This window comes from Aminobacter sp. BA135 (assembly GCF_050859125.1).
In the GTDB taxonomy this organism is placed as follows: Bacteria; Pseudomonadota; Alphaproteobacteria; order Rhizobiales; family Rhizobiaceae; genus Aminobacter; species Aminobacter ciceronei.
The window spans coordinates 4,555,011-4,574,239 of sequence record NZ_CP139572.1 but is presented as its reverse complement, the minus strand read 5'-3'; the positions used below and the strand labels follow the sequence as shown (position 1 = coordinate 4,574,239).

The window sequence follows — 19,229 nt, the reverse complement described above, 5'->3', positions numbered from 1 at the left end:
AACAGCCGATGTGCGGATTGGTCCGTTTGACGTTTGCCGACGATGCGCTATGCAGCGCTTAGCTACAGATTGCCCCTGGGACAGGGCTAGCCAACGCGGAGGGATTGATGAGCGATATCGAACGCGAGAGCATGGAATTCGACGTTGTCATCGTCGGTGCAGGTCCGGCGGGTCTGGCGGCGGCGATCCGGCTCAAGCAGGTCAATCCCGAGCTCTCCGTCGTCGTGCTCGAAAAGGGCGGCGAGGTCGGCGCTCACATCCTGTCCGGTGCCGTCGTCGATCCGATCGGCATCGACCGGCTGCTGCCCGACTGGCGCGACGACAGCGACCACCCGTTCAAGACGCCCGTCACCGACGACCACTTCCTGGTCCTCGGGCCGGCAGGTTCGGTCAAGCTGCCGAACATGTTCATGCCGCCGCTGATGAGCAACCACGGCAACTACATCGTCTCGCTCGGCAATGTCTGCCGCTGGCTGGCAACGAAGGCCGAGGCGCTTGGCGTCGAGATCTATCCCGGCTTCGCCGCTGCCGGCCTCATCTACAACGACCAGGGTGCCGTTACAGGCGTCTACACCGGCGACATGGGTGTCGAGCGTGACGGCTCGCACGGCCCGTCCTTCGCGCCCGGCATGGCGCTGATGGGCAAATATGTGCTGATCGGCGAGGGCGCCCGCGGTTCGCTCGCCAAGCAGCTGATGGCCAGATACGACCTCGGCGCCGGCAAGGAGCCGCAGAAGTTCGGCATCGGCCTCAAGGAACTGTGGCAGGTCGCGCCCGAACATCACAAGCCGGGCCTCGTCCAGCATTCCTTCGGCTGGCCGCTCGATTTCAAGACCGGTGGCGGTTCGTTCCTCTACCACCTCGAAGACAACATGGTTGCGGTCGGCTTCGTCGTCCACCTCAACTACAAGAATCCGTATCTCTCGCCCTTCGAGGAATTCCAGCGCTTCAAGACGCATCCGGCGATCCGCCACACCTTCGACGGCGCCAAGCGCCTGTCCTACGGTGCGCGTGCGATCACCGAGGGCGGCTACCAGTCGGTGCCGAAGCTGTCCTTCCCCGGCGGCGTGCTGATGGGTTGCTCGGCCGGCCTGGTCAACGTCCCGCGCATCAAGGGGTCGCACAACGCCGTGCTGTCGGGCATGCTCGCCGCCGAACATGTCGCAGAGGCCATCGGCGCCGGCCGTGCCAATGACGAGCTAGCTTCCTATGAAGCCGCCTGGCGCTCGACCGACATCGGCAAGGATCTGAAGAAGGTCCGCAACGTCAAGCCGCTGTGGTCGCGCTTCGGCACCATCCTCGGCGTCAGCCTCGGCGGCCTCGACATGTGGCTCAACACGCTGTTCGGCGTCTCGCCCTTCGGCACGCTGAAGCACGGCAAGTCGGACGCCCAGTCGCTCGAGCCGGCGTCGAAGCACAAGAAAATCGATTACCCCAAGCCCGACGGTGTCCTGACCTTCGACCGCCTGTCGTCGGTGTTCCTGTCCAACACCAACCATGAGGAAGACCAGCCGGTCCACCTCCAGGTCAAGGACATGGAACTGCAGAAGCGTTCGGAATATGGCGTCTTCGCCGGCCCTTCGAGCCGCTACTGCCCGGCCGGCGTCTATGAATGGGTCGACAAGGACGGCAATTCGATCGCCGGCGATCCCGGCCATGCCGATGCGAAGTTCGTCATCAACGCGCAGAACTGCGTCCACTGCAAGACCTGCGACATCAAGGATCCCAACCAGAACATCAACTGGGTGCCGCCGCAGGGCGGCGAGGGGCCGGTCTATCCCAACATGTGATGGGGCCCAACATGATCGGGGCCGCTTGACCTCTGGCTGACTAACGAAACGGCCAGGAAATCTGCTGATTTCCGGGCCGTTTCGTTTTTAGCTGTGGGGCGTCGATGCGCTTTCGGTCGCCACGGTCTCCGTTTCGCTGTCTTCCGGATGGGTCGCCGTGTCACGGAACGAGAACTCGACCAGCAGCGGACGATGGTCCGAGCCGGCATCCTCGCCCATCGTCACCGCGTGGACCAGCACGTCGCCCTTGGCCATGACGTGGTCGATGGTCAGCCCGGCAAAACGCATGAAGTCGGGCAGCATGAAGGTCAGCCAGGTGCGGCCGGCAGCCGGCATCAAAGTCAGTCCGCCAAGCCGGGCGACACGGGCGACCGCGGCACTCCATGGCGTGGCGTTGAAGTCGCCGCCGAGAATGGCGTTCTGGCCCAGGGCGGCGAGATTGCCGCCCAATTGATCGATCTGTTCCGACTGCTCGAACGGCCAGGGCCAGCCGAGGTGGATCGAAACCACGTCGCTTGCCCGGCCGCCGAAATCGACGCTCGCGACAGCGAGCGCGCCCTCGCCGAAACAGTGCGGCGCGCTGCCTTCAACAAATGGCCGCCGCGACAGGATCGCGACGCCGAAGATGCCGTTCGGATAGGGGCACATCATCCGGTAGGGGTAGCGCGCAAACAGCGGCTTGAGCTTGCCTTCCCACATCGCCGACACCTCCTGGAAGGTGATGACGTCGGGCTGCCAGCGCCCGACAAGCGACAGCACCTTCTGAGGCTCGCTGTTCTTGAAGCGCAGGTTCATCTGCAGCATCTTGTAGACCGGCCGGCCATCGGCGCGCGGCTGGAACGCCGCATGCACCGGCCCGAGCCCGGGCAATGGCAGCGAACTCGAGGTGGTGGACAGGGCTGCGGCACCGAATGCCAGCGCAGCAACGGCCTGCCAGCGCAGCGAGGTCAACAGCAGCGGCAATGCCGCCAGCATCATCGCCACCGCCAGGTGCACCCTGAAATGCGCAAAGGAGTCGAGCGACGGATGCCAGGCGCCGAAGAAGCCGGCGACCAGCGGCACCGACAAGATCATCATTGCGAGGAAGCAGGCGATCCTGCCCAGTCTGTAGAACGTCGTCATTCCAGTTTCATGTAGCAACAAATACGGCCCATTGATGATCTATCATGGGATGATCGATTATGGGCCGCTTCCGCTTTGCTGGAAAGCTCCGTCGGCGCAGGACGGGCAAGGTGGCAGCGCTGGCGACCGGCGGTTGAAATGCCGGGCGACTCGTGAGACCGATGGCCGGGAAATCGGCATCGATGCGCTCGTGATGCGCAACTGATCGGCCTTGTGGAGACTGGAATGAATTCGACCGCCCATCGCTGGCTGCGCGCATGTGCGGCGCTGTTCGTCATGGCTCCCTTTGCCGCGCATGCCGAGGGGCAGGTGGTCGAGCAGGTCAAGACCTACGCAATCTCGGGAAGCACGGCCCCCGAGCTCTACGCCTCGATCGGCGAGCGCGGCCCGAAGGCCGGCATCGGCCGTGCCATCGCCCACACCAATTTCAAGCTCACCTGGCAGCGCAACTACGTGCCGCAAGGCGACGGCTGCACCTTGGTTTCGGCAAAGCCCAAGCTCATCATCACCTACACCTTGCCCAAGCCGGCCGGGCGCCTTCCCGATGGCCTGAAGCAGCGCTGGGACGTCTTTTTCGAAGGCGTCCGCCGCCACGAGCTGGTGCACGGCCAGATGATCAAGGACATGGTGGCGACGATCGAGAAAACCACGATCGGCCTCTCGGTGCCGGGCGATCCCGGCTGCAAAAAGATCAGGCAGGAGATCATCAAGCCGCTGTCGGAGGCGTCGCTGGCGCAACGCCGGCAGAGCAGCGACTTCGACCGCGTCGAACTCAACGATGGCGGCAATGTCCACCGCCTGATCCTGTCCTTCGTCAACGGGGAGTAGCCGTGCCGGCCGCCGGCTTTGGAGCTCAATGACGCAAGGGCATTCTTAACCACAGCTTGTGGTTGTTCTGGCGGTTAACCTCGTTTTCGCGGCCAAATGGCACCGTTGCCTTGAGGCGAGGTGCAACCATGACCGGCAGGTACACCAACAACATCCAGGCAGCGATCCTCTATGAGGGCGGCGACGAGATCTATCCGTCGCTGCATCTCAACGCCTTCCGAAAGGCGATGCTCGAGAGGCAATTGCCGCTCAACGTCGTCCAGGAGGACCGCCATTTCGTCCTGATGAGGGGCCCCGGCGAATTCCAGATCCTGGTCACCTATTTTCCCCGGCCCGCCGATGCAGCGGTTTTCGCCCCGACCCTCGGCTCAGCGGCAACCACGCTGCTGGTGCCGGATGCCCGGGAGCGCGTGCGCCGGCACACGGCGCATGTGCTTGTCGAAGTCCATCATGGTGTTCTCGGCGGCGTCACCGACAATCCTGACATTGCCGGCTTCTTCAGCCAGATCGGCATGCAGCGCCCGGGGGCGACGCTGCGCGAATTCAACATGCGCGTCGAGATCCTCGGCGAGGTCTGCCGCCATCTGCTCAAGCTGCAGCCCGCCAGCGCCATTCATTGGACCCAGAGCAACATGCTGATCGCCGGCGAGCAGTTCGCGGCGTTCCTGGACCAGCCGCAGCCCAGCATGCTGACGGTTCATCCCAAGCTTTTCGCCGGCGAGCCGTTACAGGGTTTCAACGAACAGCCGGCTGGCCTGCTGACGCTGGGCGGCGCCGACTATATCGGCCGCGAAGTCTATGTCGCGCCGGCGCCCATTCCGTGGATCGATCTCTATGACGCAGCGCTCGCCTTCATCCGCGTCGCCATTCAGCCCAATGGCTATATCGTCCCCGACGACGAGACCTTCGGTCCGGAAAACGGCGACTATTCCTATCGCGTCAGGCATCTCCCTGCCGAACAGCACCCGATCGGCATGCGCGAGCCCTGCTATGCGCTGACCCTGCGCTTCTCCCGCCAGCACAGCTACACCACGATGGAGCACGAGACCCGCACGCTGGTCCCAGGCGGCATGCGCTCGGTCGCCGCCTCGGTCGAACCGGACCGGGACAAGCGGCGCGAACTGATCGCCGATTGGGAGCAGAAGGAGCGCACGGCCAAATCAGTGGGCAACAGCCTGCAGCTCTACCGCAAGGGCGAGGGCGGCTCGGACGAGCCGCCTGCAGGATCGCCGCCGCGCTTCGGCGGTGGCTTCAACAGACGCACGGCCGTCTTCGGCCGCAAGCACTAGCCGGCGGCCCCCGGTCGGTCCGCAGCTTACTGGAACGCCGTCTCGGCGAAGCTGCGCAGCTTGCGCGAATGCAGCCGCTCATTGGGCATTTCGGCCAGCTTTTCCATGGCGCGGATGCCGATGGTCAGATGCTGCGCCACCTGCCGCTTGTAGAACTCGGTCGCCATTCCTGGCAGCTTGAGCTCGCCATGCAGCGGCTTGTCGGACACGCACAGCAGCGTGCCGTAGGGCACGCGGAAGCGGAAGCCGTTGGCGGCGATCGTCGCCGATTCCATGTCGAGTGCGATGGCGCGCGACTGCGACAGACGCTGCACCGGTCCGCGCTGGTCGCGCAGTTCCCAGTTGCGATTGTCGATGGTGGCGACGGTTCCGGTCCGCATGATGCGCTTGAGGTCGTAGCCGGAGAGCCCCGTCACCTCGGCGACGGCCTCCTGCAGCGCCACCTGCACCTCGGCCAGCGGCGGGATCGGGATCCACACCGGCAGGTCGTCGTCGAGCACGTGGTCCTCGCGGACATAGGCATGCGCCAGTACATAGTCGCCCAGCGCCTGGGTGTTGCGCAGGCCGGCGCAGTGGCCGAGCATCAGCCAGGCATGTGGCCTGAGCACGGCGATGTGGTCGGTGATGGTCTTGGCGTTGGACGGCCCGACGCCGATATTGACCATGGTGATGCCGGCATGGCCTGCTTTCTTCAGGTGATAGGCCGGCATCTGCGGCAGCCGTGCCGCCGGCGTGCCTTCCGATGGCGCCGATTGGCCCGCCTTGGTCACCACGCCGCCCGGCTCGACGAACTCCGTATAGCCGCCGCCGCCCTTGGCCATCAGGTCACGGGCCAAAACGACGAACTCGTCGATGTAGAACTGGTAGTTGGTGAACAGCACGAAGTTCTGGAAGTGATGCGGCGTCGTTGCGGTGTAATGCGCCAGCCGGTGCAGCGAATAGTCGATGCGTTGGGCGGTGAACACGGCCAGCGGACGGGATTCGCCCGGCATGATCTCGAAAGTGCCGTTGGCGATGTGGTCGTCGGTGCCGTCGAGATCCGGCACGTCGAACAGGTCGCGGATCGGCCGCTGGATGCGGTCGGCGGCGGCACCGTCGACATGGGTGCCCTCGAGGAAGGCGAAATGCAGCGGGATCGGCGTCGTCGATTCCGAAACCGTCACCGGGCCGCCATGGTTGCGCATGATCAGCTTGAGCTGCTCGGTGAGGTAGCTCTTGAACAGGTCGGGCCGGGTGATCGTCGTCGAGAAATGCCCAGGGGTCGGCATGTGGCCATAGGCCTGGCGCGAGTCGACCTGGGAATAGGACGTCGTGGTGACGCCGACTTCGGGATAGCAGGCGCGGAACCTGACATTGGTGTCGGCACCGGCTGCCAGCGAGGCGAAGGCATCGCGCAGGAAGGCGGTGTTGCGCTCGTAAAGCGCCTGCAAGGCAGCAACCGCCTTGTCGGCATCAGTAAAGCTCTGCCGAGGAAACGGCAGCGGCGAAGAGATCGATTCGATAGGTTGAGGATAGATTCGCTTTTCCATGACCTATTATAGAGATCAATTATGACGGCTGCGAGAGGTCTCGCGGCGCGTCCTTTCAAATCTCTCAGCTGCGCTGCAGGCTGACTAGGAGCACGAAGCCGACGCCGCTCTTGCGGGCGGCAGGCGCCTCGATGGTCGAGCCGTTGTCGGCGCGAAGCTGCGGAACGGCCAGCACCGGAGCGGCAAGGACCATCAGGATCATGGCGGCGCGCGGCAGCAGCCGGAGCGTCTTCTTGATCTGGGTTGCGGTGCGGGTCATTGGCGTTGCTTCTTTTCGATCTTGTGTTGCGTCGTTACTTCTTCACGATTTCCCAGGAGCGGGCAGGGCGGCTGGTCTCTGCCACCAACGTTGCGAACATGATCCCGAACAGGGCACTGAGCAGGCAGACGATGGTGAACCGGCGGGCGAGCATTGGTGTCTTCTCCTTCGATGGATCGGACTATGCCAAGCTGCGACTGAACGGGTTCTGAGACCTCCGTTCATCTTCGGTTCAAATTTATTGACGAGCCTTGATGGGTCCGCAGGGTTGTGTTTCGTCCCGCCGCGCATATCTCCAGAGCATCGCTCACCTGACGGAGACTGCGGAATGACCAGCCAGACATTGCCGATCGAACTCTATTACTGGCCCACGCCCAATGGCTGGAAGATTTCGATCATGCTGGAGGAACTTGGCGTTCCCTACACGGTCAAATACATCAACATCGGCAAGGGCGAGCAGTTCGAGCCGTCATTCCTCAAGATCGCGCCCAACAACCGCATGCCGGCGATCATCGACCCGGAAGGGCCGACAGCAGACGGCAAATGGGGCGGCGCGCCGATCTCGATCTTCGAATCCGGGGCGATCCTGCAATATCTCGGCCGCAAATTCGGCAAGCTCTATCCCGCGGACGAGCGCGGCCGCGCCGAGGTCGATCAGTGGCTGTTCTGGCAGGTTGGCGGCCTCGGCCCGATGGCCGGCCAGGCCCATCACTTCCGGCAATATGCGCCTGAGAAGATCGCCTATGGCATCGATCGCTACACCAATGAGGTCAACCGGCTCTATGGCGTGATGAACAAGCGCCTCGCCGATCGCGAGTTCCTTGCCGGCGACTATTCGATCGCCGACATCGCCTCGCTCGGCTGGGTCAAGCCTTACAAGAACCAGGGCCAGGAGCTCGAGGACTTCCCGCATCTCAAGCGCTGGTTCGACACGTTGCTGGCTCGTCCGGCGGTGAGCCGCGGTCTGGCTGTCGGCGAAGACCACCGCCGCAACCTCGCCGACGACAAGGAAGCCCAGAAAGTGCTGTTCGGCCAGCGCGCCAGGGCCTGAACGCGCAGACAGCGCGCAAACGAACAGGGGAGGCAGCGCCTGCCGGCACTGCCTCCCCTCGAATTCTGACGACTATTTCCTGGTCGCCTTACAGTTTCTTCCAGTTCTGCGTCTTGCAGATCAGGCCGCCGAGCACGCAGCCGCTCATCTTGAGCGTCGAGCCTGCGACCGAAGCCTTGCCGGTGTAGGTCTTGTCATTGGCCGGATCGGTGATCTTGCCGGCATAGGTGCCGCCATTGGCATTGAACGTGCCGATCTTCTTGCCGGCGTGCTTGCCGTCCTTCAGCGTGATGCAGAAGCCGCCGCCGCAGGGCGTGATCGCGGCAGTCGATCCGGCTTCCGTCTTCCAGTTGCCTTCGATCGGATCGGCATAGGCCGCACCCGCCATCATCAGGGTGGCCGCGATGGCCAGGCTCATCTTGCGAAGCATTGAAGTCCTCCCGGTTGAATTGTCGCCCACAGGCACTCTCCCTGCCTGACGTTTACGCAAACGTAAGCGTAATGCAGCCGTCGGCAAAACGAAAGTGGTGCCGCTGGGTAAGTTTTGAGCCTTTTTGAGACCGCCGAAAAGCGCCATCCGGGTGCCGAAGTTCATCCCTGGCTATCGATCAATGTGCCGCGTGGTTATCAAAGACTTATCCGGCGACTTGAGAATTTTCATCGCATTTTCTTCAAATTCCAGCCGCCGCAAGGACTCCTATCCTTAATGAATTCCGAGCTTTACCCTTTGTTTTCAGTTTGTTTTCTTCGAGTTAAGCAAGCCATTTAACGGCGGATTCAAGGCTCCCCGGCATTCTCGGAAGCATCGAAAGGGCAGCTCCTGACTACCAGCGGGCCGGCTCTCAGGAGACAGGCAGGGGATAAGAAAATGGCACGTTTCGAAATCTTTGACGCTGGCTTCGGCGCGATGGGAACCACCGCTCAGGCCGACATTCTTCTCGAACTCGGCATGATGTATGCGACCGGCCGCGACTGCGAGGTCGACGTGGTTGCCGCCCACAAATGGTTCAACATCGCCGCGATCAAGGGTTCGGCCCGGGCGGCCGCCCTGCGCTCGGAGCTCTCCGGCACGATGTCCAAGCTAGACATCGTCAAGGCGCTGCGCGAAGCGCGCGAATGGATGACGATGCACTGATCAAGCTTCTTCGGGGGAAGAGCCGGGGCGCCGGGATGGCAGCCCCCAATCACAAGAGCGCACTGCTTGAAGGACGAGCAAGATGTGCCAGGGACATGACCTCCAGCATGTCTCATCACCAGCTGGACCGAGTTAGACAGGGCAGGCGAATGTCCGACGGGCCGAAGATGCTCGCGGCGCTCTCCACGAAAAAGGCCGTGACCGATCACACAAGATCGGCGCGGCCTTTTTGTTTTGACCCCATGGCGTGGCAGCATCGTTCGGCCACCGCATTGCCCGCCGCCCCGTTTGCAGGCACAACATCCTGACGCCGATGCGCCAAGACAAGTCCCGGTCGCAATGACAGCTTTCGGCGATTGCACGCATGACGTGATCCGGGGAAGCCGGAGCGTCCCAGGGAGGGTAACAATGCATTTGAAACGTACATTTGGCGCGGCACTTGTCGGCCTGTCGCTCAGCGCAGGCGCTGCCTACGCGCAGGATATCGGCATTGCCGTAGCCGGCCCGATGACCGGCCAGCTCGCCAATATCGGCGACCAGTTCAAGCAAGGTGCGGAAGCCGCCGTCAAGGCGATCAACGAAAAGGGCGGCGTTCTCGGGCGCCAGCTCAAGCTGTCGATCGAAGACGACGTCTGCGATCCCAAGCAGGCGGTTTCGGTGGCCAACCGCATCGTTGCCAACGGCATCAAGTTCATCGACGGCCACGCCTGCTCGGGCTCGAGCATCCCGGCCTCCGCCGTCTATGCCGAGAGCGGCGCGCTGATGATGTCGCCGGCATCCTCGAACCCGGTCTTGACCGACGACGCCGCCAAGAAGGGCTGGCCGACGATCATGCGTCTCTACACGCGTGACGACGCCCAGGGCGCCTTCATCGGCCCGTGGATCGCCGAGACGTACAAGGGCAAGAACGTCGTCGTGCTGCACGACAAGAGCGCCTACGGCCAGGGTGTCGCCGACGCCGTCAAGGCGACGATGAATGCCGGTGGCCTGACCGAAGTTCTCTATGAAGGCATCAATGCCGGCGAGAAGGATTATTCGGCGCTGGTCACCAAGCTCAAGGAGCTCAAGGCCGACGTCGTCTATTTCGGCGGCTACCACCCCGAGGCCGGCCTCATCCTGCGCCAGTCGGCCGAGCAGAACTTCAAGTATCAGCTGATCATGCCCGACTCGATCGCTTCGCCCGAGTTCTGGCAGATCGCCGGCCCGGCCGGCGAGGGCACGCTGTTCGTGTTCCCCTCCGACCCGCAGGCCAAGCCCGAGGCCAAGGAAGCTGTCGAGAAGATCAAGGCCGGCGGTTTCGTGCCGGAAGGCTTCACTCTGTTCTCCTACGCCACCATCCAGGCTTTCGCCCAGGGCATCGAGCGTGCCGGCACCGATGACCCGATGAAGGTCGCCGAGGCGCTCAAGGACGGCAAGCCGATCAGCACCGTCGTCGGCGATGTCGTCTTCGACGAGAAGGGCGATCTCAAGAACGCCAGCTATGACATCAACCAGTGGCACGACGGCAAATACGCGCCGATCAAGCAGTAAGCCGTCTGGACGCATTCAATGGCCGGGCACGTCCCGGCCATTGTGGCAGTAAGCCACAGAGATGCATTCAATGGCCGGGCACGTCCCGGCCATTGTCGTTTTCACGCGCTTGGCGCAAAATGGCGTTTTCGCACACGGACGCCAGGATCAGGCCATTGTGGCCGGCGCAAGCCGTGTGCATCGCATTCAGGAGGAACCGACAATGAGCCTTCGCATCAACGATACTGCCCCGGATTTCAAGGCCGACACCACGGAAGGCGCAATCAGCTTCCACGACTGGATCGGTGACGGTTATGCCGTGCTGTTTTCGCACCCAAAGGATTTCACGCCCGTCTGCACCACCGAACTCGGCTACATGGCCGGGCTGAAGGCCGACTTTGCCAAGCGCAATGCCAAGATCATCGGCATTTCGGTCGATCCGGTCGAGAACCACCACAAGTGGAAGGCCGACATCGAGACGCTGTCGGGCAACAAGGTCGACTATCCGATGATCGGCGACCCGACGCTGGCCATTGCCAAGCTTTTCGACATGCTGCCGGCGACGGCCGGCGACAGCTCGGAAGGCCGCACCCCGGCCGACAACGCCACCGTGCGCTCGGTGTTCGTCATTGGCCCCGACAAGAAGGTCAAGTTGACCCTGACCTATCCGATGTCGACGGGGCGCAACTTCGACGAGATCCTGCGCGCGCTGGATTCGATCCAGCTGACCGCCAAATACCAGGTGGCAACGCCGGTGCAGTGGAAGCAGGGCGACGACGTCATCGTCACGGCAGCCGTCTCCGACGAGGACGCAATCAAGCGCTTCGGCTCGTTCGAGCGCGTGCTGCCCTATCTCAGGAAGACCAAGCAGCCGAGCGCCGGCTGATCCGGCATAGCTGTCGCACGCAATAGGGCCGCGCCTTCTGGCGCGGCTTTTGCGTTTCAGCTCATGCCGACATAACGGCCGGGGCGATGGTTGATGGCGATGATCAGGTTGAGCACCGCAGCACCCAGAACCGAAAGCGCGATCTTGTCGAGCTCGAGATAAAACAGCGACACGACGAGGATGACGAGGTCGACCGCGAGCTGGAAATAGCCGGCGCGGATGCCATGATTGTCCTGCAGGTAGAGCGCCAGGATGTTGAAGCCGCCGAGGCCGGCACGATGGCGGAACAGCACCAGAAGGCCCATGCCCATCAGGCCGCCGCCCGCTATCGCCGCGTAAAGCGGGTTGAGATGGCCGATGCCGATCCAGTCGGGCACCAGCCGCGACAGCAGTGAAATCAGCGCCACGGCGGCAAAGGTGCGCAGCGCGAACGGCCAGCCCAGGCGCTTCACGGCGAGATAATAGAACGGCAGGTTGATGACGAAGAAGATCGCGCCGAAGCCATAGCCGGTGGCGTATTGGACAAGCAGCGCCAGTCCGGCCGAGCTGCCGGTGATCAGCCCGGCACTGGTGTAGAGCACCAGCCCGAGCGCCACCATCATGGTGCCGGTGAGCAGGGCCAGAACGTCCTCGTACTGGCGATGCGGGAGGGCATCACTGTTGCTGATGTTGGTCACTGCGCTTGCCTGTCCATGTTTGCTGCATCGCAGCAATACGGCACCAGCCCGGAATCCGATACGGATTTTCGGGCTGGTCTGGCATGCGCCAACAGCAGGGCTCGTGTCAGTCTTCGAAGCGCACCAGAACGGTTCCGTCGGTGACCTGCGCGCCCTCGACGGCGATTTCGCTGATCACCCCATCATGAGTGGCGGTGATGGTGTGCTCCATCTTCATCGCTTCGAGCACAAGAAGCGGCTGGCCCTTTGCCACCTTGTCACCCTTTGTCGCGCGAACGAGCTTGACCAGCCCCGGCATCGGCGCGCGCATGCTCGACGTGCCTTCGCCGATCTCGGCGGCCCGGGCGAACGGATCGCTGATGGCGAAGTCGAAGGAGCGGCCACCTTCGAACACCGTGACATGGCCGGGCCATGCCGCCACTGTCGCGCCCGCATCGCTGGCACCGGCCGCAAGCACGAAGGCCTCGCCGCCATCCGGCCGGACGTCGAACCGCCCGTCCGGCCGCGCCGTGATGTGGGCGACGATGTCGGCGCCGCCGAACGACAAAGTCGCGCGCCGCGCCAGCGGGTTGAAATGGGCGTAGCCGGTGAGGCCGGACCACGGATCATCGGAGGCGACGGATGCGGTCGCTCCCGTGGCTGCCAGCGCGGCAAGCGCCACGGCCCGGCTGCTCGGCGGCGCAGTCGCCGTCAGCTCGTCCTGCTTGCGCCCGATCAGGCCGGTGTCGACGTCGCCGGAGGCGAAGTCGGGGTCACGGGCAAGGGCAGCGAGGAAGGCCGCATTTGTCGTCGACCCCGCCACTTCGGTGCGGGTGACGGCATCGGCCAGCGCTTCGAGTGCCGTGGCGCGGTCCGGCCCGTGCGTCACCACCTTGGCGATCATCGGATCGTAGAAGGGCGAGATCGCATCGCCCTGGCGCACGCCGGTTTCGATGCGGAGTTCGGTACCCGCCGCAGCTTCCCCGGGGAAGCTGAGATGATGCAGCGTGCCGATCGCCGGCAGGAAACCCTTGGCGGGATCTTCGGCGTAGAGCCGCGCCTCGAAGGCGTGGCCTGATAGCGTGATCTCCTCCTGCGCCAGCGGTATCGGCTCGCCCGAGGCGACCCGAAGCTGCCATTCGACAAGGTCGACGCCCGATATCATCTCGGTCACCGGGTGCTCGACCTGCAGCCGCGTGTTCATTTCCATGAACCAGAAGCGATCCGGCTTCAGCCCGTCCGAGGCATCGACGATGAACTCGATCGTGCCGGCGCCGGAATATTGGATCGCCTTTGCGGCCTTGACGGCGGCATCGGTCATCGCCGCGCGCAATTCGGCGGTCATGCCGGGGGCAGGGGCTTCCTCGATCACCTTCTGGTGGCGGCGTTGCGCCGAGCAGTCGCGCTCGAACAGATGCACGGCATTGCCAAGATTGTCGCCGAACACCTGCACTTCGATGTGGCGCGGCTTGTCGACATATTTCTCGACCAGCACGCGGTCGTCGCCGAAGGCAGCCTTGGCCTCGCGCCGCGCACCCGACAGTGCATCGGCGAAATCGTCGGGGTGGTCGACGCGGCGCATGCCCTTGCCGCCGCCGCCGGCACGCGCCTTGATCAGTACGGGATAGCCGATCTCACGCGCCTTGGAAGCGAGGATGACGATCTCCTGCGCCTCGCCGTGATAGCCTGGAACGACCGGCACGCCGGCCTTTTCCATCAGCCGCTTGGCGGCATCCTTGAGCCCCATGGCGCGGATCGAATCTGCCGACGGGCCGATGAAGACGAGGCCTGCCTGCGTCACCTGGTCGACGAAACCGGGGTTCTCGGACAGGAAGCCGTAGCCGGGATGGATCGCCTCGGCGCCGGTCGCCTTGGCCGCCGCGATGATGACGTCGCCGCGCAGATAACTTTCGGCGACAGGCGAGCCGCCAATATGCACGGCCTCGTCGGCCATGGCGACATGCAACGCGCGCGCATCGGCGTCGGAGTAAACCGCCACCGTCTTCACGCCCATCCTGCGGGCGGTGCGGATGACGCGGCAGGCGATTTCGCCACGATTGGCGATGAGGATTTTCGAAAACATTCTTTGATCCCCCATCACATCCTGAACACGCCGAACTTGGTGTCGGCGACAGGCGCATTGAGCGCTGCCGACAGGCTGAGCGCCAGCACCTCGCGCGTCCTGGCCGGGTCGATGATGCCGTCGTCCCACAGTCGGGCCGACGAATAGAGCGGGTGCCCCTCGCGCTCATATTTCTCGAGGATCGGCGCGCGGAATTCGGTCTCTTCTTCCTTGCTCCAGCTGCCGCCCTTGCGCTCGATGCCTTCGCGCTTGACCATGGCAAGTACTGTCGCTGCCTGCTCGCCGCCCATCACCGAGATGCGCGCGTTCGGCCACATCCACAGGAAACGTGGCGAGTAGGCGCGGCCGCACATGCCGTAATTGCCGGCGCCGAACGAACCGCCGATGATGATGGTGACCTTCGGCACCTGGGCGGTCGCCACCGCCGTCACCAGCTTGGCGCCGTCCTTGGCAATGCCGCCGGCTTCGTATTTGGCGCCGACCATGAAGCCGGTGATGTTCTGCAGGAAGACAAGCGGGATCTTGCGCTGGCAGCACAGCTCGATGAAATGTGCGCCCTTCAGCGCGCTCTCCGAAAACAGCACGCCATTGTTGGCGATGATGCCGACCGGCATGCCGTGGACATGGGCAAAGCCCGTCACCAGTGTGGTGCCGTAGTTCTGCTTGAACTCGTCGAATTCGGAGCCGTCGACGACGCGCGCGATCACCTCGCGCACATCATAGGGCTGGCGCAGGTCGGCCGGGATGACGCCATAGATCTCTTCCGGTGCATGAACGGGCGGAATCGATGTCTTCAGGACCAGCCCGATGTCCTTCTTCCGATTCAGGTTTTTGACGATGCGCCTGACGATCGCCAAAGCGTGTTCGTCGTCGACGGCATAGTGGTCGGCGACACCCGACACCCGCGTGTGCAGGTCGGCGCCGCCCAGCTCCTCGGCGCTCACATCCTCGCCCGTCGCCGCTTTCACCAGCGGCGGCCCGGCGAGAAAGATGGTCGCCTGGTTGCGCACCATGACGGTCTCGTCGGACATTGCCGGCACATAGGCGCCGCCCGCCGTGCACGATCCCATGACGCAGGCGATCTGCGGAATGCCCGACGCCGACATGTTGGCCTGGTTGAAGAAGATGCGGCCAAAATGATCGCGGTCGGGAAACACCTCGTCCTGGTTGGGCAGGTTGGCGCCGCCTGAATCGACCAGATAGATGCAGGGCAGATTGTTCTGCAGCGCGATCTCCTGCGCCCTCAGATGCTTCTTCACCGTCAGCGGATAATAGGTGCCGCCCTTCACCGTGGCGTCGTTGACCACCACCATCACCTCGGTGCCTTCGACGCGGCCGATGCCGGCGATCACGCCGGCGGACGCGATGTCGCCGCCATAGAGGCCGAAGGCGGCGAACTGGCCGACCTCGAGGAAGGGCGAGCCGGCGTCGAGCAGTTGCGCCAACCTTTCACGCGGCAGAAGCTTGCCGCGCGACACATGCCGCTTACGCGCATCCTCCGAACCGCCGCGCTCCACCGTCGCAGCCTTTTCGCTGATGTCAGCCACCAGCGTTCGCAGGCGCGCGGCATTGGCCTTGAAGCTTTCGGAGGAGGGGGAGAGCTGGGAATGAAGCGTCGGCATTTTTCCTCTTGGAGTGATACCCATGCGCTGCCGCGCCCAAAGGCGCGAAGCAGTCATGGTGGGTGGCGAATCTAACGCACTAGCCTCGTAATTTCCGCGAAGTCCAGACGTCGGTGTGTTGCTGTCGAGCCATCTCCGCTCTCGATCGCCTCTCAGCGAATGACCTCTATCTTGCAGCCGACATCGAGGTCGGCCCATTTCCTGTCGGCGGTGACGGCCGTTCGTTCCGTCAGTATCGCCAGCGCCAGGCAGGCGCGGTCACCCAGCGACAAGCCCTTGTGGCGCGTCGATGCGCGAAGGTGCCCGGCGACCAGCGCCAGATGTTGGTCGAACGACACCACCTCGAGACTCAAGTTCTCGTACTGCTGGCGCACGTCAATTTCGTCGTAGCCCTTGTCGGTCAGCTTCGAGATGACCTCTGTGACATTGACGGCGCAGATCACGCTCTTGTCGACGAGCGCATGGACCCGGTCGGCTCCGGGCTCCTGCAACATCGCCGCCAGCACGGCCGAGGCGTCGAGCACGATCACTCTTCACCCCACATCGCGCGGCGTTCGGCCAGGAACTCGTCGACAACGCTTTCTCCCGGCTTCTTGTACTTGGCCATCTCTTGCTGCACGCGGGTGAGAGCCATCTGGTGCGAGATCAGCCTCAGCTCTCCGTTCTCGACATGGGCGACGAGATCGTCGCCGGGCTTGATGCCCATGTCCTCACGCATGGCGGCGGGGATGACGACGCGGCCGCCGTCGCCCACGCGCAAACGCTCGAACTTCGGCGGCTTGCGCAGCAACTCGGCCCGGATCCTGGAGTTGTATGGCTTCTGCGGCTCCTCGGCGAAACCTTTGGGCGACTCTGGCTCAGTCATGGCGTGAACCCCGATCTGTGGCAGAAAGAGAGATTATGCCATGAATGGCCATTTGCGGCAAACAGGCTGCCAGACAGTTGCGGAAACCTCTGATTGTTTTGGCTTGATATCGTTCCGGAATGCGTGTAATTGCCCGCTCCCGATTGGACGAGCCGCTGGCGCGTCCGCGGGTTCCGCAACTTGTCCTCCAGGAGACGACCGATGAGACGCATCGACATGCGCCTGGCATTCCGTCTCCCTTCGGCAAAAGGCTGAGGCCGCCGAAGGGCGGCACTTTCACACCTTGAATTCACCGAAGTTGCAGGGGAGCGCGCCGCCGTCGAGGCCGCGCGGTTGTCATCATGTATGTGCGTTTCGTTACGCCGCTCATCCATCCGAACAGCCGGGTGGAGGCCGGCTTCTTCCGCGCGTCCTGGTATCTCTACAGGAATGGCTGCCCGGACTGGATCCTGGCCGAATTGCGTGAGCAGTTCGACTGGTTCAACGAGCATTTGCCGATACCCGGCAGGATCGGTCGCCACTTCAAGCGGCGTAACTCGATCTGGGGAATCTGCTGGTTCGACCCGCACGCCGCCGAGGCGATCAGCCGTGCGCGCTACTGCGCCTGGCTGATCGGCGAGGGCGGTCTGCCAGTGCGCACGATCAAGACGGTCGGTCAGCGCGAGGTCATCTGGCGCGACGCCCATCAGATCGTGTCGAAGCCGACCGCCGATCTGCCAAGGGCTTTCCAGTGATCGGGCCAGTGATCGGACCTGTGACCAGGCGGGAGGCTTCATCAGCCTTCCGCCATGATCTCGCGGCCGATCAGCCAGCGCCTGATCTCGCTGGTGCCGGCGCCGATCTCGTAGAGCTTGGCGTCGCGCAGCAGCCGGCCGGTGGGATAGTCGTTGATGTAGCCGTTGCCGCCGAGCAGCTGCAGCGCGTCGAGCGCCATCAAGGTTGCCTTTTCCGCCGCAAACAGCACGCAGCCGGCGGCGTCCTTGCGGGTCGTCTGGCCGCGGTCGCAGGCAGCCGCCACGGCATAGACATAGGCGCGCGCGGCATTCATCGTCGAATACATGTCGGCAAGCTTGCCCTGCACCAGCTGGAATTCGCCGATCGGCTGGCCGAACTGCTTGCGCTCGTGCACGTAAGGCACGGCGACATCCAGACACGCCGCCATGATGCCGATCGGCCCGCCGGCCAGCACCACGCGCTCATAGTCGAGGCCCGACATCAGCACTTCGACGCCGCGGCCTTCCTCATGCAGCACGTTTTCGAACGGCACCTCGACATTTTCGAACACCAGCTCGCCGGTGTTGGAGCCGCGCATGCCGAGCTTGTCGAGTTTTTGAGCCACCGAAAAGCCCTTCATCGTCTTCTCGATGATGAAGGCGGTGATGCCGCGCGATTTGCGCTCGGGATCGGTCTTGGCATAGACCACCAGCGTGTCGGCGTCGGGCCCGTTGGTGATCCACATCTTGGAGCCGTTGAGCACATAGACGTCGTTGCGCTTTTCGGCCCTGAGGCGCAGCGACACGACGTCGGAGCCGGAGCCGCTTTCCGACATGGCGAGCGCGCCGACATTCTCGCCCGAGCACAGTCTGGGCAGATATTTCGCCTTCTGCTCCGGCGTGCCCCAGCGCTTGATCTGGTTGACGCAGAGGTTCGAATGCGCGCCATAGGACAGGCCGACCGAGGCCGAGGCGCGGGAGATTTCCTCGACCGCCACGACATGGGCGACATAGCCCATTTCCGAGCCGCCATATTCGCCTTCGGCGGTGATGCCGAGCAGGCCGAGCGCACCCAGCTCCTGCCAGAGATGGGCGGGAAATTCGTTGCTGCGGTCGATGTCGGCGGCGATGGGGGCGATGCGCTCCTGGGCGAAGCGCCGGACCATCTCGCGCAGGCTGTCTATGTCCTCACCGAGCCCGAAGTTCAGCGTCTTGTCGTACATGGCGGTCCTCCGCATTGGTCCTGGCGCCGGTCAGGCGCATCGTCATGGCAAGATAGGTCGCGGTCACTTCATCGACCGACAGTCTCTCATCGGGACGAAACCAGACGATGACGCCCGTGATCATCTGGATGATCGCCATCGCCGTCAGGCCGGTGTCGTCGATATCAAGCAGGCCCGCATCCGCGCCGTCGCGCAGGATCGTCCTGAGCTCCTTCTCGTAAGCCGTGCGGAGCTTGAGGATGCTGGTCAGATTATCGCGCGAAAGGCTGCGCAGCTCCATGTTGGAGACATGGGTGGCGTGCCGGCGTTCGACATGGAAACGGATGTGGTTGGCGACGAAGCTGGTCAGCCGCGCCAGCGGATCGTCATTGGCGGGACGCGCCGCCTCCCAGGCGCCGAGCAGCGCCTCCATATGCTCACGCATCAGGGTGTGAAGCAGGTCTTCCTTGGTCGGGAAATAGCGGTAGAGCGCGGCAGCCTGGACGCCGACCTCGGCCGCCAGCTGGCGCATCGTCACCGCCTCGAAGCCGTAGCGCGCGATCAGCTGTACCGCTGCCTCGCGGATCGCCGCTTCCGTCCTGCCGCCGTCCGAACCCGCCGTTCGCGCCATCCAGCCATTCCTCCCGAATGGCTAGATTAATAAAACGAACGTTTAATTAATTCAAGGGG

20 protein-coding genes are annotated in these 19,229 nt (G+C 63.6%); 9 read left to right on the top strand and 11 right to left on the bottom strand.

The window, feature by feature from the left end; all coding sequences use genetic code 11:
- Window positions 1-107 precede the first annotated feature (107 nt).
- On the top strand, window positions 108-1,790 hold the full coding sequence (locus SLT36_RS22340; protein ID WP_432284487.1) for an electron transfer flavoprotein-ubiquinone oxidoreductase: 1,683 nt from the start codon (window positions 108-110) through the stop codon (window positions 1,788-1,790).
- An 87-nt stretch (window positions 1,791-1,877) separates the two neighbouring features.
- On the opposite strand, the gene SLT36_RS22335 is transcribed toward SLT36_RS22340, so the two are convergent.
- A complete protein-coding gene (locus SLT36_RS22335) occupies window positions 1,878-2,912 on the bottom strand; it encodes an endonuclease/exonuclease/phosphatase family protein (protein ID WP_432284486.1) in 1,035 nt (344 codons plus the stop codon).
- 225 nt (window positions 2,913-3,137) lie between these two features.
- Here SLT36_RS22335 and SLT36_RS22330 point away from each other — a divergent pair, with 225 nt between their 5' ends.
- A complete protein-coding gene (locus SLT36_RS22330) occupies window positions 3,138-3,740 on the top strand; it encodes a DUF922 domain-containing Zn-dependent protease (protein ID WP_432284485.1) in 603 nt (200 codons plus the stop codon).
- A gap of 128 nt (window positions 3,741-3,868) precedes the next feature.
- Window positions 3,869-5,029, top strand: coding sequence for a hypothetical protein (locus tag SLT36_RS22325; protein ID WP_432284484.1), 1,161 nt, complete (start codon window positions 3,869-3,871; stop codon window positions 5,027-5,029).
- Between the two features lie 26 nt (window positions 5,030-5,055).
- Here the strand turns inward: SLT36_RS22325 and SLT36_RS22320 are convergent, their stop codons facing one another.
- Together SLT36_RS22320 and SLT36_RS22315 are read right to left on the bottom strand one after the other, a co-directional pair.
- A complete protein-coding gene (locus tag SLT36_RS22320) occupies window positions 5,056-6,558 on the bottom strand; it encodes an AMP nucleosidase (protein WP_432284483.1) in 1,503 nt (500 codons plus the stop codon).
- Between the two features lie 64 nt (window positions 6,559-6,622).
- The gene (locus SLT36_RS22315; RefSeq protein WP_432284482.1) at window positions 6,623-6,817 is read right to left on the bottom strand and encodes a hypothetical protein; all 195 of its coding nucleotides are present in this window, start codon (window positions 6,815-6,817) and stop codon (window positions 6,623-6,625) included.
- On the opposite strand from SLT36_RS22315, the gene SLT36_RS22310 reads away from it, so the two are divergent.
- Window positions 6,817-7,029, top strand: coding sequence for a hypothetical protein (locus SLT36_RS22310; protein WP_432288534.1), 213 nt, complete (start codon window positions 6,817-6,819; stop codon window positions 7,027-7,029). The two genes, SLT36_RS22315 and SLT36_RS22310, sit on opposite strands and share 1 nt — an antisense overlap.
- A 116-nt stretch (window positions 7,030-7,145) precedes the next feature.
- Complete coding sequence (locus SLT36_RS22305; protein ID WP_432284481.1) at window positions 7,146-7,868, top strand: glutathione S-transferase family protein; 723 nt, start codon at window positions 7,146-7,148, stop codon at window positions 7,866-7,868.
- An 88-nt stretch (window positions 7,869-7,956) separates the two neighbouring features.
- Here the strand turns inward: SLT36_RS22305 and SLT36_RS22300 are convergent, their stop codons facing one another.
- Window positions 7,957-8,298, bottom strand: coding sequence for a DUF2147 domain-containing protein (locus SLT36_RS22300; protein ID WP_067964273.1), 342 nt, complete (start codon window positions 8,296-8,298; stop codon window positions 7,957-7,959).
- Between the two features lie 438 nt (window positions 8,299-8,736).
- On the opposite strand from SLT36_RS22300, the gene SLT36_RS22295 reads away from it, so the two are divergent.
- From SLT36_RS22295 to SLT36_RS22285, 3 genes are all read left to right on the top strand, one after another.
- A complete protein-coding gene (locus SLT36_RS22295) occupies window positions 8,737-9,003 on the top strand; it encodes a sel1 repeat family protein (protein WP_067964272.1) in 267 nt (88 codons plus the stop codon).
- 408 nt (window positions 9,004-9,411) lie between these two features.
- Entirely contained in the window at window positions 9,412-10,533 is a 1,122-nt protein-coding gene (locus SLT36_RS22290; RefSeq protein ID WP_067964270.1) for an ABC transporter substrate-binding protein, read from the top strand.
- A gap of 202 nt (window positions 10,534-10,735) precedes the next feature.
- Window positions 10,736-11,398 (top strand): peroxiredoxin, encoded by a 663-nt coding sequence (locus tag SLT36_RS22285; protein ID WP_432284480.1) that lies wholly within the window; start codon window positions 10,736-10,738, stop codon window positions 11,396-11,398.
- Between the two features lie 56 nt (window positions 11,399-11,454).
- On the opposite strand, the gene SLT36_RS22280 is transcribed toward SLT36_RS22285, so the two are convergent.
- The 5 genes from SLT36_RS22280 to SLT36_RS22260 all read right to left on the bottom strand — a co-directional run bounded on the left by SLT36_RS22280 (window position 11,455) and on the right by SLT36_RS22260 (window position 16,624).
- Window positions 11,455-12,075: a YitT family protein gene (locus tag SLT36_RS22280; RefSeq protein WP_432284479.1), complete on the bottom strand. Its 621-nt coding sequence runs from the start codon at window positions 12,073-12,075 to the stop codon at window positions 11,455-11,457.
- 106 nt (window positions 12,076-12,181) lie between these two features.
- Window positions 12,182-14,137 carry an acetyl/propionyl/methylcrotonyl-CoA carboxylase subunit alpha gene (locus SLT36_RS22275; protein WP_432284478.1) on the bottom strand — a complete coding sequence of 652 codons (1,956 nt, stop codon included), beginning with the start codon at window positions 14,135-14,137 and terminating at the stop codon, window positions 12,182-12,184.
- Between the two features lie 14 nt (window positions 14,138-14,151).
- Window positions 14,152-15,759 (bottom strand): carboxyl transferase domain-containing protein, encoded by a 1,608-nt coding sequence (locus tag SLT36_RS22270; RefSeq protein WP_432284477.1) that lies wholly within the window; start codon window positions 15,757-15,759, stop codon window positions 14,152-14,154.
- Window positions 15,760-15,911: 152 nt separating this feature from the next.
- Window positions 15,912-16,289: a type II toxin-antitoxin system VapC family toxin gene (locus tag SLT36_RS22265; RefSeq protein ID WP_432284476.1), complete on the bottom strand. Its 378-nt coding sequence runs from the start codon at window positions 16,287-16,289 to the stop codon at window positions 15,912-15,914.
- Entirely contained in the window at window positions 16,286-16,624 is a 339-nt protein-coding gene (locus SLT36_RS22260) for an AbrB/MazE/SpoVT family DNA-binding domain-containing protein (protein ID WP_432284475.1), read from the bottom strand. Before SLT36_RS22260 ends, SLT36_RS22265 begins: the two co-directional genes overlap by 4 nt.
- A 341-nt stretch (window positions 16,625-16,965) precedes the next feature.
- Between SLT36_RS22260 and SLT36_RS22255 the strand changes: the two genes are divergently transcribed.
- Window positions 16,966-17,358, top strand: a complete 393-nt coding sequence (locus tag SLT36_RS22255) for a hypothetical protein (protein ID WP_432284474.1) — start codon at window positions 16,966-16,968, stop codon at window positions 17,356-17,358.
- Between the two features lie 41 nt (window positions 17,359-17,399).
- Here SLT36_RS22255 and SLT36_RS22250 read toward each other — a convergent pair whose 3' ends face one another.
- Together SLT36_RS22250 and SLT36_RS22245 are read right to left on the bottom strand one after the other, a co-directional pair.
- The gene (locus SLT36_RS22250) at window positions 17,400-18,560 is read right to left on the bottom strand and encodes an isovaleryl-CoA dehydrogenase (protein ID WP_432284473.1); all 1,161 of its coding nucleotides are present in this window, start codon (window positions 18,558-18,560) and stop codon (window positions 17,400-17,402) included.
- Window positions 18,526-19,170, bottom strand: coding sequence for a TetR/AcrR family transcriptional regulator (locus tag SLT36_RS22245; RefSeq protein WP_432284472.1), 645 nt, complete (start codon window positions 19,168-19,170; stop codon window positions 18,526-18,528). Before SLT36_RS22245 ends, SLT36_RS22250 begins: the two co-directional genes overlap by 35 nt.
- Window positions 19,171-19,229 lie beyond the last annotated feature (59 nt).